Origin of the sequence: Alteromonas hispanica, assembly GCF_010500915.1 — a bacterium.
Classification (GTDB): domain Bacteria; phylum Pseudomonadota; class Gammaproteobacteria; order Enterobacterales; family Alteromonadaceae; genus Alteromonas; species Alteromonas hispanica.
Map to the genome: position 1 here is coordinate 274206 of NZ_JAAAWP010000001.1, position 14952 is coordinate 289157.

Annotated in this window: 13 protein-coding genes; 4 read left to right on the top strand and 9 right to left on the bottom strand. The window is 44.0% G+C overall.

Annotated elements, in window-relative coordinates; all coding sequences use genetic code 11:
- Window positions 1–57: 57 nt before the first annotated feature.
- The 6 genes from odhB to sdhC all read right to left on the bottom strand — a co-directional run bounded on the left by odhB (window position 58) and on the right by sdhC (window position 7796).
- A complete protein-coding gene (gene odhB / locus GTW09_RS01160) occupies window positions 58–1578 on the bottom strand; it encodes a 2-oxoglutarate dehydrogenase complex dihydrolipoyllysine-residue succinyltransferase (protein WP_163109347.1) in 1521 nt (506 codons plus the stop codon).
- A gap of 9 nt (window positions 1579–1587) precedes the next feature.
- Entirely contained in the window at window positions 1588–4407 is a 2820-nt protein-coding gene (gene sucA / locus GTW09_RS01165; protein WP_163109349.1) for a 2-oxoglutarate dehydrogenase E1 component, read from the bottom strand.
- Window positions 4408–4581: 174 nt separating this feature from the next.
- Window positions 4582–5292 (bottom strand): succinate dehydrogenase iron-sulfur subunit, encoded by a 711-nt coding sequence (locus GTW09_RS01170; protein WP_071979756.1) that lies wholly within the window; start codon window positions 5290–5292, stop codon window positions 4582–4584.
- Between the two features lie 14 nt (window positions 5293–5306).
- The gene (gene sdhA / locus GTW09_RS01175) at window positions 5307–7079 is read right to left on the bottom strand and encodes a succinate dehydrogenase flavoprotein subunit (protein ID WP_071979757.1); all 1773 of its coding nucleotides are present in this window, start codon (window positions 7077–7079) and stop codon (window positions 5307–5309) included.
- 1 nt (window position 7080) lies between these two features.
- Entirely contained in the window at window positions 7081–7428 is a 348-nt protein-coding gene (gene sdhD / locus GTW09_RS01180; RefSeq protein ID WP_071979758.1) for a succinate dehydrogenase, hydrophobic membrane anchor protein, read from the bottom strand.
- Window positions 7422–7796, bottom strand: a complete 375-nt coding sequence (gene sdhC, locus GTW09_RS01185) for a succinate dehydrogenase, cytochrome b556 subunit (protein ID WP_071979759.1) — start codon at window positions 7794–7796, stop codon at window positions 7422–7424. Before sdhC ends, sdhD begins: the two co-directional genes overlap by 7 nt.
- Before the next feature lie 700 nt (window positions 7797–8496).
- Here sdhC and GTW09_RS01190 point away from each other — a divergent pair.
- Both GTW09_RS01190 and GTW09_RS01195 read left to right on the top strand, forming a co-directional pair.
- On the top strand, window positions 8497–9774 hold the full coding sequence (locus tag GTW09_RS01190; RefSeq protein WP_163109352.1) for a citrate synthase: 1278 nt from the start codon (window positions 8497–8499) through the stop codon (window positions 9772–9774).
- Between the two features lie 88 nt (window positions 9775–9862).
- Window positions 9863–10285 (top strand): DUF3429 domain-containing protein, encoded by a 423-nt coding sequence (locus GTW09_RS01195; protein WP_100971632.1) that lies wholly within the window; start codon window positions 9863–9865, stop codon window positions 10283–10285.
- A gap of 143 nt (window positions 10286–10428) precedes the next feature.
- Here the strand turns inward: GTW09_RS01195 and GTW09_RS01200 are convergent, their stop codons facing one another.
- Window positions 10429–11316, bottom strand: coding sequence for a pirin family protein (locus tag GTW09_RS01200; RefSeq protein WP_163109937.1), 888 nt, complete (start codon window positions 11314–11316; stop codon window positions 10429–10431).
- A 53-nt stretch (window positions 11317–11369) separates the two neighbouring features.
- The gene (locus GTW09_RS01205; protein WP_163109354.1) at window positions 11370–12332 is read right to left on the bottom strand and encodes a glutathione S-transferase family protein; all 963 of its coding nucleotides are present in this window, start codon (window positions 12330–12332) and stop codon (window positions 11370–11372) included.
- 328 nt (window positions 12333–12660) lie between these two features.
- On the opposite strand from GTW09_RS01205, the gene tcdA reads away from it, so the two are divergent.
- Window positions 12661–13437, top strand: a complete 777-nt coding sequence (tcdA, locus tag GTW09_RS01210; RefSeq protein ID WP_163109356.1) for a tRNA cyclic N6-threonylcarbamoyladenosine(37) synthase TcdA — start codon at window positions 12661–12663, stop codon at window positions 13435–13437.
- Window positions 13438–13552: 115 nt separating this feature from the next.
- On the top strand, window positions 13553–13960 hold the full coding sequence (locus GTW09_RS01215) for a hypothetical protein (protein ID WP_100971628.1): 408 nt from the start codon (window positions 13553–13555) through the stop codon (window positions 13958–13960).
- A 130-nt stretch (window positions 13961–14090) separates the two neighbouring features.
- Here the strand turns inward: GTW09_RS01215 and GTW09_RS01220 are convergent, their stop codons facing one another.
- The gene (locus GTW09_RS01220) at window positions 14091–14624 is read right to left on the bottom strand and encodes a DUF2919 family protein (protein WP_163109358.1); all 534 of its coding nucleotides are present in this window, start codon (window positions 14622–14624) and stop codon (window positions 14091–14093) included.
- Window positions 14625–14952 lie beyond the last annotated feature (328 nt).

The following is a 14952-nucleotide window of genomic DNA, read 5'->3' on the forward strand; positions in this document are numbered from 1 at the left end:
AGCAAATATAGCATAAACCACACTTGCCCCTAACCACAATTACGTGAGACTGAAGTCTTATACGTCTAATAATAGACGTGTAGGATCTTCGAGCATCTCTTTCACGGTTACCAAGAAGCCAACCGACTCTTTACCATCAACAATTCTGTGATCGTAAGAAAGCGCTAGGTACATCATTGGTAAAATTTCTACTTTTCCATTAACCGCCATTGGACGATCTTGGATTTTATGCATACCCAAGATAGCGCTTTGCGGAGGATTAATGATTGGTGTAGACATAAGTGAACCAAAAACACCGCCATTCGTGATGGTGAAATTACCACCTTGAAGGTCAGACATAGCTAGCTTGCCGTCACGGCCTTTAATTGCTAGATCTTTGATTCCTTTCTCAATTCCAGCCATTCCAAGTGTGTCTGTGTCCTTCAAGATAGGTGTCACCAAACCACGAGGTGTTGATACTGCAATCGAAATATCGAAGTAGTTGTGATAAACGATATCATCGCCATCAATCGATGCATTTACTTCTGGGAAACGCTTAAGGGCTTCGGTTACGGCTTTTACGTAAAAAGACATGAAACCTAAACGAATGCCATGACGTTTTTCAAAACTTTCTTGGTATTGCTTACGCAAATCCATGATTGGCTTCATGTTAACTTCGTTAAACGTAGTCAACATTGCCGTTGAGTTCTTAGCGTCAAGTAGGCGATTGGCAATAGTCTTACGAAGACGAGTCATTGGTACGCGTTTTTCAGTGCGATTACCAGTTGGAAGTTCCGCTGTGTCAGGCTGTGCTGGTGCAGAAGGCGCTGATGCTTTATCCCCGCCCTTCAGGTGCTTCTCAACATCTTCTTTCGTGATGCGACCATTTTTACCCGTGCCTTTAACGCTAGACGCTTCAACACCCTTCTCTGCGAGTAAACGACGAACCGATGGGCTTAACGCATCGCTGCCGCTATCATCCGCTTCTTCACTTTCGCTTGCTGAAGTTGATGCAGATGCACCGCCAGAGGCGCCTTCCACGAATTTAGCGATGACTTCTTCTGCTGTTACCGTAGCGCCTTCTTCAGCGATAATCTCAGACAGTGAACCGTCTGCTGGTGCAACAACTTCAAGAACCACTTTGTCCGTTTCGATATCGACTAGGTTCTGATCCCGTGATACTGCTTCGCCAACAGCCACGTGCCAAGTTGCAATAGTAGCGTCAGCAACAGACTCTGGTAATACAGGTACCTTAACATCAGACGACTTGCCCGCTGGCGCGTCGTCAGACTTAGCAGCTTCGGCTGGCTTTGATTCTTTTTTCGAATCAGAATCGTCAGATTTAGCCGGCGCAGCTGCACCGCCCTCTTCTAACTTAGCAATAACTTGCTCACCTAAAACCGTCGCACCCTCTTCGTTCAAGATCTCACCGATTGTACCGTCCGCTGGAGCTACAACTTCTAGAACTACTTTATCAGTTTCAATATCAACCAGGTTTTGGTCTCGTTTAACTGCGTCACCGGCTTTAACGTGCCAGGTTGCAATGGAGGCATCGGCAACTGACTCAGGTAGAACCGGAACTTTTATCTCAATTGTCATTTCTGTTCCTTATTTAATAGTGAGTGCGTCTTCAATCAGTGCTTTCTGCTGCTGATTGTGAACGGATACATAACCTACTGCAGGCGACGAGGATGCTTCACGACCCGCATATGTTAATTTTGCACCTTCTGGAATTGCTTGCCAGAAGTGATGCTGGCTACAATACCAAGCGCCCTGATTTTGCGGCTCTTCTTGGCACCAAACCCAATCTTTTACATGGCTGTACTGTGCAACAACTTTAGCACATTCTTCTTGCGGGAACGGGTAAAGCTGCTCTAAACGCACAATTGCTACATCATTTTGTTCATTCTTACGACGTTGATCTAACAGGTCGTAATAAACCTTACCAGAGCACATAACCACGCGCTTCACGTCTTTCGGATCAATGTCATCTATTTCACCAATAACATTATGAAACTTCCCTTCGCTTAATTCTTCTAGTGAAGATACAGCGAGTGGGTGACGCAATAGTGACTTAGGCGACATAACAATTAGTGGCTTGCGCATTGGGCGAACTACCTGGCGGCGAAGCATGTTGAATACTTGCGCTGGTGTAGATGGCACACATACTTGCCAGTTATGGTCTGCACACATCTGTAAGAAGCGCTCTAGACGCGCAGAGCTGTGCTCTGGGCCTTGACCTTCATAGCCATGTGGAAGTAGAACGGTTAAACCGCAAAGGCGACCCCATTTTGCCTCACCAGAACTTAAGAACTGGTCGAAGACAACCTGTGCACCATTGGCAAAATCACCAAACTGCGCTTCCCAAATCGTTAAACATGTTGGTTCGGCAGTGGCATAACCATATTCAAACGCCATAACAGCTTCTTCTGAAAGAACTGAGTCGTAAATTTCGATTTGACCTTGCCCCTCTCTGATGTGCTGCAGAGGAAGGTAGGTAGAGCCGTCTGTCTGATTATGAAGTACAGCGTGGCGATGGAAGAAGGTACCGCGACCACTGTCTTGACCGGTAATACGGATATCTTCACCCGCATCGACGAGTGTTGCGTAGGCTAAGTTTTCTGCCATACCCCAGTCGAGTGGTTTTTCGCCAGCAACCATTGCTTTTCTATCTTGGTAAAGTTTATTTACACGAGACTGAAGCTTGTGCTCTTCAGGGAAAGACGTAATAGACTCACCCAGTTCTTTAAGCTTCTCTACACTTACGCTACCGTCGTACGGTGTATCCCAATCGTGACCAAGATACGGAGACCAGTCTACGCTGTGCTCTGTCATAGGACGCCATTCTTCTACTACACAAGCGCCGTGATCGAGTGCTTCGCGATACTCTTGTAAATAGCGGTCTGCGTCACGCTGCTCAATCACGCCTTCAGCAATGAGCTGATCAGCATAAATAACGCGTGGAACAGGATGCTTTTTAATTTTTTGATACATTAACGGCTGCGTTGCGTTTGGCTCGTCAGCTTCGTTGTGACCATGACGACGGTAACAAACTAGGTCAATAACCACATCACGCTTAAACTTCTGGCGATATTCCAAGGCAAGCTGGGTGACAAATGCAACAGCTTCCGGGTCGTCAGAGTTAACGTGGAAGATAGGAGCCTGAACCATTTTTGCAATATCAGTACAATATTGCGTTGAACGAGTGTCTTCCGTCTTCGATGTCGTAAAACCAACTTGGTTATTAACCACAATGCGCACTGTCCCGCCAACGGCAAAACCGCGGGTTTGTGACATGTTGAACGTTTCTTGAACAACGCCCTGACCCGCAATAGCAGAATCGCCGTGTATTGTAATTGGTAACACTGAATTCGTGTCGTTATCTCGGCGAGATAAACGGGCGCGAACCGAGCCGATAACAACTGGGTTCACAATTTCCAAATGCGAAGGGTTAAACGCTAGTGCAAGGTGAACATTTCCGCCTGGTGTAGCGAAATCTGAAGAGAAACCTGCGTGGTATTTTACATCACCAGCACCTAGTGAGTCGTCATGTTTACCGGAAAACTCGTCAAATAATACTGACGGGTTTTTACCTAATACGTTTACAAGCACGTTGAGACGACCGCGGTGGGCCATTCCGATAACCACTTCTTTTGTGCCCGCTGTACCAGCTTTTGTGATCAGTCCTTTAAGCATTGGAACTAGAGCATCACCACCCTCAAGGGAGAAACGCTTGGCACCTGGGAACTTTGACCCAAGGTACTTTTCCATGCCATCTGCAGCAGTAAGCCCTTTAAGGATACTAAGCTTTTCATCGCGAGAGATTTCTGGCTTCGCTTGCACAGATTCGAATTTTTGCTGTAGCCAACGCTTTTGGTCAGTATCGGTGATGTGCATATATTCGGCACCGATAGAACCACAATACGTCCTGTTCAACGATTTAAACAACTCACCTAACGGAAGCGACTCTTTGCCGATAGCATAAGAACCGACGTTGTAAACCGAGTCAAAATCGTCTTCGGAGAGGTTGTGGTGAGATAATTCTAGGTCGCGAACTCTTGGCTGCTTCCAAAGACCGAGTGGGTCTAAATTAGCGTGTTGGTGACCACGGAAACGGAATGCGTTGATAAGTTGAAGAACTTTAACTTGCTTATCGTCCGAGCCACTTGACGCAGGAGCCGATGAACTGGACATTCTCGCAGTCGGTCCTAACGCAGCAAGTTGCCTAAATTGATTTTTAATTGCTGTATGATTAGTTTCTAACGCTACGCCATCAAGATTGGGGAGGTTATCGAAGATTTGTCGCCATGTATCGGAGACACTTTGCGGGTCATCCAAATAGGCTTCATACAACTCTTCAACATAGGCAGCGTTGGCACCTGCCATGTGCGAGGAATCCCACCACGCTTTCATCACGCTTTCTTGCATTTAATTTGCCTTGCTACGTTTTATAAAATCTAGTTAACAATCAAGTACTATTATAAGGCTATTCTCAACAGAACCAAGTGTTATCACTATGATTACATAAAAAAATAGCCATCCTTAGGGGATGGCTATTTAGAGCATCAAAATCTGTGACTAACTTGGTTAGTAAGATTCGAACTAAACAGCCCGAGACAGAAGCATGGACTTAATTTGACCAATTGCTTTTGTTGGGTTTAGCCCTTTAGGGCACACGCTTACACAGTTCATTATACCGTGACAACGGAACACGCTGAACGCGTCGTCAAGTTCATTCAAACGCTCGTCTGTCGCAGTATCGCGGCTATCAATTAAGAAGCGATAAGCGTGAAGCAAACCAGCTGGTCCGATGAACTTATCTGGATTCCACCAGAAAGACGGACACGATGTTGAACAACATGCACACAGGATACACTCATAAAGACCATCTAACTTCGCACGTTCTTCAGGCGACTGCAAATGCTCGCGCGCTGGCGGCTGTTTGCCATCATTGATTAAGAACGGCTTGATCTTTTCGTACTGTGTATAGAATTGTGTCATATCAACAACTAGGTCTCGAACTACCGGTAGACCTGGAAGTGGACGAACTACAATTTTACCTTTGCCTAAAGCTGAAAGCGGTGTAATACAAGCAAGACCATTCTTACCATTCATATTAACGCCATCAGACCCACATACACCTTCACGACATGAACGGCGGAAAGACAACGATGGATCTTTTTCTTTCAGTGCTATTAATGCATCTAAAACCATCATGTCCTGACCTTCCTCTACTTCTAGAGAATAGTCTTGCATGCGTGGCTTTGCATCAACATCAGGGTTATAACGGTATATCGAAAATTCTAATTTCATAATCGTTACCTCTCTTAATACGTACGCGCTTTAGGAGGGAATGCCTCTCTAATTTTCGGCGCCATATTGACATCACGTTTGAGCATTTTTTCAGTGTTCGGATCGTAAATGCTGTGGCATAGCCAGTTGTCATCATCACGATCTGGGAAATCGAAGCGGCTGTGCGCGCCACGGCTTTCCGTTCTGAAATTCGCTGCTACTGCTGTGCTGTACGCTGTTTCCATTAGGTTATCAAGTTCTAAACATTCGATACGTTGAGTATTGAAGTCTGAGCTCTTGTCATCAAGGCGTGCGTTCTGTAGGCGTTCGCGAATTTCGCTAAGCTCTTTCAGGCCGTCAGCCATTGCTTCACCCTCACGGAATACTGAGAAGTTAAGCTGCATGCATTCTTGCATGTCTTTTTTGATTTGAACCGGGTCTTCGCCTTTACCCGCTTCTGAACTTTCCCAACGATTGAATCGTGCCATCGCTGCTTCAAGGTCAGACTCCGACGCATCACGACTTGGCGCCATATCAGATAGAGTCTTGCCAAGGTGCATACCCGTTGCGCGACCAAACACAACCAAATCAAGTAGTGAGTTACCACCTAGGCGGTTTGCACCGTGTACAGATACACAAGCAATCTCACCACAAGCAAATAAACCGTTCACAACTTTGTCGTTGCCGTTCTCGTCTACTGCTAAGCACTGACCGTCTACGTTAGTAGGAATACCGCCCATCATGTAGTGACAAGTTGGTATTACTGGAATTGGCTCTTTTACAGGGTCAACGTGAGCAAAGGTACGAGAAAGCTCTAGAATACCAGGCAGACGTGATTCAAGTACGTCTTTACCGAGGTGATCTAGCTTAAGTTTGATGTGCGTGCCCCAAGGGCCTTCACAACCACGACCTTCACGAATTTCTGTCATCATTGAACGAGCAACAACGTCACGGCCTGCTAAGTCCTTCGCATTTGGTGCGTAGCGTTCCATGAATCGCTCGCCGTCTTTGTTGAGTAGATAACCACCCTCACCACGACAACCTTCGGTAACCAATGTTCCTGCACCAGCGATACCTGTTGGGTGGAACTGCCACATTTCCATGTCTTGAACTGCAACACCAGCGCGAAGTGCCATACCTACACCGTCACCGGTATTGATGTGCGCGTTGGTAGTTGACGCATAAATACGACCTGCACCACCAGTGGCAAGAACTACGGCACGTGACTTGAAGTAAACTACCTCACCAGATTCGATGTCGATTGCTGTACAACCTACTACGTCGCCGTCTTGGTTTTTCACTAAATCTAGTGCGTACCACTCAGAGAATACTTTTGTTTTGTTTTTTACGTTCTGTTGGTAAAGAAGGTGAAGAAGCGCGTGACCAGTACGGTCAGCCGCAGCAGCTGTACGTGCTGCCTGTTCGCCACCAAAGTTTTTTGATTGTCCACCAAAAGGACGCTGATATACTTTTCCGTTTTCAAAACGTGAGAACGGCAGACCCATGTTTTCCATTTCAATAATGGCTTCAGGACCTTCCTTACACATATACTCGATTGCATCTTGGTCGCCGATGTAATCTGACCCTTTAACAGTGTCATACATGTGCCATTCCCAGTTGTCTTCGTGTGAATTACCTAGCGCAACGGTAATACCACCCTGTGCAGACACAGTATGAGAACGGGTTGGAAAAACTTTTGATAACAGTGCACATGACTTACCAGACTGTGAAATCTGTAGCGCGGCACGCATACCTGCGCCACCAGCACCAATTACTACTGCATCAAACTCGTGTACGGGTAAACTCATCTTACACTCCCCACAATACAAATAGGCCGACAGCTACGTAGCCAAAAGCGATGATATTTAGTATATATTGTAATCCCGCGCGCAGACTTGATGACTTAACATAGTCTGATAGTACCTGCCAAAGGCCGATACGTACGTGGATCATCACTGCGATTAGTGCTGCCAATGTGAAAACTTTCATAGCTAAACCAGAAAATAACCCACGCCATTCGACGTAACTTAAGCTACCGCTGGTTATAAAGTACCACGCCATGAAAATCGAGTACGCGAAAATAATTGCTGCTGTCGCACGAAGTGATACATAATCTTGTACACCATCGCGCTTCATACTTGCTTGGTTGGTTACCATAATGCAACTCCCAATACTACGGTCAGTACAATCCACAATGCGATTGTTGCTTTCGCACTTGTGTTGCCCGACTCTAATTCTTCCCAGTGACCCAAGTCCATTACGACATGTCTTAGGCCGCCTAGAATGTGATACGTCAGCGCTGAAGCTGTGCCAATTGCGACAAATTTCCCAAAGAATCCGTCCATGATTGCCTGAACATTCGCAAAGCCTTCAGGCGATTGAACAGAAACTGCCCATGCCCAAATAACGAAAAGTAGCGCGAAGAACATGGCAACACCGGTTACACGATGGAGAATTGACGAAATAGCAGAGGGCGGAAATTTAATAGTATTGAGTTCTAAATTTACTGGTCTTTGCTTTTTCACAATGTATGCCTGTTTAATCCGTAGGGATAAGAATTACTTGTATTTATTATGTCCTGTACAAGTGAATTCGCTTTTAACCTGTTAATTGCCTCATCCATTGAGTTGTTAACAATTTGTGAACTATTCTTTAATGCTTGTAACAGAATAATTATTCTGTATTTCAAGCACCGCTGAGTATATCCAGCGTAGTATATAATTACAATTTTTTGTGACGTAGTAAGACTTTAGTCTGAAATTACACACAATTGGTAATTATTTTAAATAAAAAGAGATCACAATTGCTCCTAACCCGCTAGTATCTGCGTAGTAGTAGCGTGTTAAGGGTATCAGTACCTCACTTATATGACTATGTGAACTAACAGCAAATTAAGCTCTTTTAATGTGGTAGATTAATTATTCAACATCAAGCGCTTATTTGTTAAACCAGTAGCGAAACAAAAAATCTGTTTTAACAATTTACCTTTCAATAAAAGTCATTAAAAATGTTGATGCTATTAGAAAGGGTTGTATTCATTTGGTAAAATTCGAGTGAGAAAATTGCTAATAGAAATATGAGTGATAAAGAATATTTATTGTACATATATGCAATAAAATTGACTTGTTGGTGCATTATAAAGTACAAATACGCCCACTTTTCCCAATAAAGCGGACATTTTCGTCCGTTTTGCTGCAAACAGAACCATTCTGAGGAGAGCATTATATGGCAGATCAAAAAGCCATTCTTAAAGCCGGCGACAAGGAAATAGAGCTTCCTATTTTGTCTGGCACAGAAGGACAAGACGTAATCGATGTCCGTTCAGTTGGACAACACGGTTATTTTACTTACGACCCTGGTTTTATGGCGACAGGATCTTGCGAGTCAAGCATTACGTACATCGACGGTGCTGCAGGTGTTTTATTACACCGTGGTTTTCCCATTGAAGAACTTGCCCGTGATGCTGACTATCTAGAAGTGTGCTATATGCTTCTACACGGCGATGCACCGTCTATAGAGCAATACCAAGAATTTAAAGAAACAATTACTCGTCATACAATGGTTCACGAGCAAATTAACATGTTCTTCCACGGTTTCCGTAACGATGCCCACCCTATGGCAATGTTATGCGGTACCGTTGGTGCAATGTCATCGTTCTACCATAGCGACCTTGACGTTTCTAACGAAGAACAACGTGTACGCAGTGCACATCGTTTAATTGCGAAAATGCCAACACTTGTTGCAATGTGTTACAAGTACAACGTTGGTCAACCATTCGTTTACCCTCGTAACGATTTAAGCTATGCAGCTAACTTCTTAAACATGATGTTCTCTGTACCAGCTGAAGAGTACCAAATCAGCCCTGCTGTTGAACGTGCAATGGACCGTATCTTTACGCTTCATGCTGACCACGAGCAAAATGCTTCTACGTCTACAGTTCGCTTAGCCGGTTCTTCTGGTGCTAACCCTTATGCGTGTATCGCTGCTGGTGTTGCATCACTTTGGGGACCTGCGCACGGTGGTGCTAATGAAGCATGCCTTAACATGCTAGAAGAAATTGGTACTGTTGATCGCATTCCTGAGTTTATCGCACGAGCGAAAGACAAGTCTGACCCGTTCCGTTTAATGGGCTTTGGTCACCGTGTTTATAAAAATCACGACCCTCGAGCTACCGTTATGCGTGAGAGCTGTCATGAAGTTCTTAGTGAACTGAACGTTAAAGATCCTTTGTTAGAAGTAGCAATGGAATTAGAAAAAATAGCGTTGAGCGACCCGTACTTTGCAGAAAAGAAATTGTTCCCTAACGTAGATTTCTACTCTGGTATCGTGCTTAAAGCTATTGGTATTCCAACTAACATGTTTACGTGTATCTTTGCACTTTCTCGCACAGTAGGTTGGATTTCACATTGGCATGAAATGATGAGCGACCCCAAGCAAAAGATTGGTCGTCCTCGTCAGCTTTACACTGGTCACAGCCAAAGAAAATACACACCTATTAAGTAGTTTGAACTAACTGTCTTTTTAGATTGTAAAAATAGCGCCATGTTTGGCGCTATTTTTGTTTAAGGCGTATCTTTTGAGAGGAGAATCCATGCCATATTCTGCCCTTGGCTTAGGTATAGCAGGTTTAATACCGTTTATTGCTATGCCGCTAGCCTATCAACTTAACCTTCTTTCAATATCAGAAAGCGCAACATATTTTGTTCAGTATTCCGCTGTGTTGCTCTCTTTTTTTGGTGGAGTTCACTGGTGGGATGCGATTAGCAATCAGCGATATGATAAACAAATGTACATAGCCATGCTGCCCACTATTGTTGGATGGCTATGCCTAGTGTTTGCAAGTGATGTAAAAGTGCTTGGCGTACTGTCAATAAGCTATGTAGCCGTGTTGCTATACGACAAATTCACCCTAAGTTTGCCAAAAGACCAAATTGTAAGTTATATAGGACTACGAATGGGTTTAACGACCGTAGCGGTAATAAGCCATGCTTGGATGATACTTATACTTTCCTAGTCAGTGGCAACTAATAACAAAAGTAGCAACCTAATGAGTAGTACCGCTCCTGCACAATGCAGAAGCGGTATTTTTCTTATAGGCGATCATGCTTCAAATCGAAAGCTAGCCGTCCTGTTCTTTAATTTTGTTACCCTAAAAGCTTATTTAGTCAGCGAGCCGTTTTTATACGCTTCGAAGGCGTCCATTATCTCCTGCTGTGTGTTCATCACAAACGGTCCATACTGAACTACAGGCTCCTTAATAGGCTCTCCCAAAACAACAATACATTTGCATCCTCTCTTGGCCTCTAATGTTAACGTGGAGTCACCAAGAGGGGCTGGCGATAATACTCCGAGCTCGCCTTTACCAAGTTCATTATTAGTGTGTGGTGCCTCGCAATTCACAGTTAAGGTACCCTCATAAACATAAATAAAGCCTTCGTGGTTACTTTCTATATCTATAGATACCGTTGCCGATTTAGAAGTTTCAGGCGCAAGCGCTACATCATAAAACGAAGGAGCAACAGCAGTGGTTTTTACGGGGCCTTTAACACCTTCGAACTCACCTGCAAGTACTTTTACTTTTACTCCTGGCTTTTCTACCTCAGGTACATCTGATGGCGGTATATCCTGATAATTTGGCAGTGACATTTTCTCATGCGACGGCAGGTTTACCCAAAGCTGAAAACCTTTCAGAAGCCCCTCTTCCTGCTCGGGCATCTCTTCGTGAATTATTCCTTTGCCAGCATTCATCCATTGAATACCGCCAGCCTCTATAACCCCCTCGTTACCTACCGAATCTTTGTGACGCATTTTGCCAGCCAGCATGTAGGTTACAGTCTGAAATCCTCTATGGGGGTGTGCGGGAAACCCTGATAAGTATTCAGCGGGTTTATCAGAGCCAAAAAAATCTAACATCAGAAAAGGGTCGAGCCTAGGGAGTATAGGCTGACCGATAATACGGGTTAGTGAAACTCCGGCACCATCGCTGGTTGCCACACCCTTTACCCTCTTCGCAATTGACCGTTGAACATTATCAGTTTGTTGCATATCAGAAGCACTTTGAGATTCAATATCTGATTTCATATCGTATACACCCTTATTTATTTGCCAACGTTCTCTCTGCCGTGGGCAGACATCAAATCCTGCGAAGGTCCTACAGGAATAACCTGGGTTGGGTTGATCATTGTATGGCTGTAGTAATAGTGACGTTTGATATGGTCAAAGTTTACGGTTTCAGCTATGCCAGGTATTTGGTAAAGCTCTTTCATATAACCGTACAAATTGGGATAGTCGGCTATCTGCTTTTTATCGCATTTAAAGTGACCGTGATAGACAGGATCGAAACGAATCAGGGTAGTAAACAGCCGCCAGTCCGCTTCCGTAATCGCCTCTCCTAAGAGGTAACGTGAATCAACTAAGCGAGTTTCAACCACGTCAAGTGCATTGAAAACCGCGTTAAATGCCTCTTCGTATGCCTCTTGCGTGGTCGCAAAGCCAGATTTATACACTCCGTTGTTGATATTGTGGTAAACCAACTCGTTAACGGTATCAATTTCAGTACGGAGAGATTCTGGATAATAGTCATCCGTGTTCCCCGTCAGAGAATTAAAATCACTGTTTAAAATTCGGATGATATCTGCCGATTCATTGTTGACAATGGTGTTGTGCTTAGTATCCCAAAGAATTGGAACCGTAACTCGCGTAGTGATAGTAGAATCAACGTGGGTATAGAGTTGGTGGGCAAAGTCGAAATCAAACAGTTTGTCTTTTGTGGAGCCTGGGTAGTTGCCAAACTCCCAGCCCTTATCCAACATTTCGGGATGTACGACAGACACGCCTATATGGGATTCCAGCCCTTTTAGCTTGCGAAATATTAGCGTTCTATGTGCCCACGGACACGCCAAAGATACATAAAGATGATAACGACCACTCTCAGGTTGGAATTTGTCATGGTCTTCGCTAATACGGTCGCGAAATTTACTCGCCTGACGCTCAAATTTACCGCCGCTTTTATCCGTGTCGTACCATTTGTCTTGCCATTTACCGTCTACTAAAAGTCCCATTGCAATACCTTTCTGTGATTTCAGTTTTTAACAGCGCATATTTTTACATGTATTAAGTAGAACGTATGTTGACTTAATACGGATTTATTATTCGAAAAAAGCTAAAATAGAAAGGTAAAAACCAAGCGTATTGCAATATTATATGGCGCAACTTTTTAGTTTGTAGCGTTGGTTGATATTCTACGCAACTTGCAAATTTACGTCGTTTTGCTTATTTTGCTCGGCTTTAAAAGTGGGTGGGACCAATCACATTGTCTTTAATTGTAATTAACACGTTTGGTTTGCGCTAAAAACACTTTCACGACTAATCTTTATTATTGGAAATAACATGTCTGAAGATCCTCGCCTTGGCGGCATTGTTCGTCTATATGGTGCAGAAAACACAAATGTTCTCGCTAACAGTCACGTTGCCGTTGTCGGCATTGGCGGTGTGGGCAGCTGGACTGCAGAAGCACTGGCCCGCTCGGGCATTGGCACAATTACACTTGTGGATTTAGATGATGTATGTGTCACCAATACTAATCGCCAGATTCACGCATTAGACAATACAGTTGGCGAGCCCAAAGTGGAGGTTATGGCAGCGCGAATTAAGCAAATAAACCCATCGTGCCGTGTAAATATCATCGAAGATTTTGTTACCCCAGACAATACGCCAGAGCTGCTCACGAAGAACATGCACATGGTGGTAGACGCTACAGATAGTATTCGCGCCAAAGCGGCGATGATAGCGCATTGTAAACGCAATAAAATTCCTATCGTTACTGTTGGTGGAGCTGGCGGGCAGATAGATCCAACGCAAGTTACTCGCGGCGATTTAGCAAAAACTACGCAGGATCCTCTGGCCGCAAAGTTACGCAGTGAGCTACGGCGAAATTATAATTTCAGTAAAAACCCAAAACGTCGTTTTGGTGTCGAATGTATATATTCTACAGAGCAGCTTCGTTACCCCCAGCCAGACGGCTCGGTATGTTTCAGTAAATCTGCAATGGAAGGCGGCACCCGTCTTGATTGTGCAGGCGGCTTCGGTGCGGTGGTAACGGTAACCGCTACGTTTGGTATGTTTGCGGCTGCTAGCGTGGTTAATCGATTAACAGGTCAAAAATAAATACGAATTATCAAGTTACGTTACTACGCACAACCTGATATATTTTTCTATTATATGCTTCAAATGATAAGAACATGATACATCCACTAGCTGTATCGTTAATAAGGAGAAAGCTTTGTCACCTGAAGAACTCGAGAAACTCATGGCTGATTGTGCAGCCGACGCTAAAGTAGTCGCATCAACAGAGTTTGACGTTACGCTTGATGACACACCAGAAAGTATTTCGGCAGTCGATGATATCTTACTTAGTTTTATAGACAAATTTCACGATCAGGCGCTGGAAGATGAGGCGGTGTTTACTATCTGTAATATCTTTGGGGCCTATGTAGGTGAGATCCTAAAAGCGCAGCTCGATGGCGAATGGATATATGACCAATCAAATCCACAAGCGCCGGCGGTATTTTTACGCGTTGGAACAAATACGTACGCCCTTGCAGGTATTTGTTACGAGCGCTTAGTGAATGATAGTCAAGTGAGTGTCCATTCATACTATGAGCAAGCGCTAGAAAACCACAAGCACTAACGCAGCGTTAATGAAAACTTATTAGTGAGTCCCTTACAAGGGCGTGCTGGTAAGTTTTCAGATTGCGACTTAGCGATTTTTATTTGGCTGGTGTGATCTAGCTAGTATTAATTCAAGAATTACAGCTAGTCTATTTTAGCGCATCGTCGCTACTGTTATCCTCACCTTTACTTTGTGTATTCTTTTCATCTTTTCCCACTTCAGGTGTGGCCCAATCTTCGATCATCCACTTAAGATGTCTACTACGGGTAACGACATAAAGTGTTATTGTATAAAGCAATATCTTTAATGCGGTCACCAACTCAAACCCCCAGTGATGATGCATTAGGTAATACATCTGACCTGTCAGCAACACAAGCACCCCAACTTGTATAAAAGGCAGCACAAAATGTCGCCAGCCTAGCCAATTCCGCTTCCAGAGACGCTCTCGTTGGCTTATTAGCACTAAACTTGTTAGTACAGGTAAACTGGCTACTAGGTTAAGACCAAGCGCTTCTTTTTGTGGATAGAAAAATGCCAGCAACTCTGTGGTTTGTGACCGTGATACCACGGAGAAGATAAACACCAGCCAATCTACGCACAGCAGTAACAATAGAAAATATAACCATGATGGAGCGAGAATGCGTCCCGATTCATCGTAGTGTTTAAGCGGTAGTTTTAGCATTTTTCGTCCGGGTCTTTTGATTTATGTCTTATGGCTTATGGCTTATGGCTTATAAAATGTTGTGTTTATTTAAGAAGTAATAGCATCACCGAAAGGTTGTGGTTACATACTCGAATATTTCAATTTTGTTGCCCGTGATGAGCTTTTCCGCTTGCGCGTGTTTCATCGCGTTTGATAAAAGGAGGTGGGGTTATTTTCTCAAAAACAAAGCACAAATCTGTGAGAATCTGTTTTCAATAGTAAAACTGTCGTTAATGCTTAACCTCAGTTTACTAAATTAATTAAATAATGAGGCATTCTGTACTGTGTTATGAAAAGACTTGCTGTA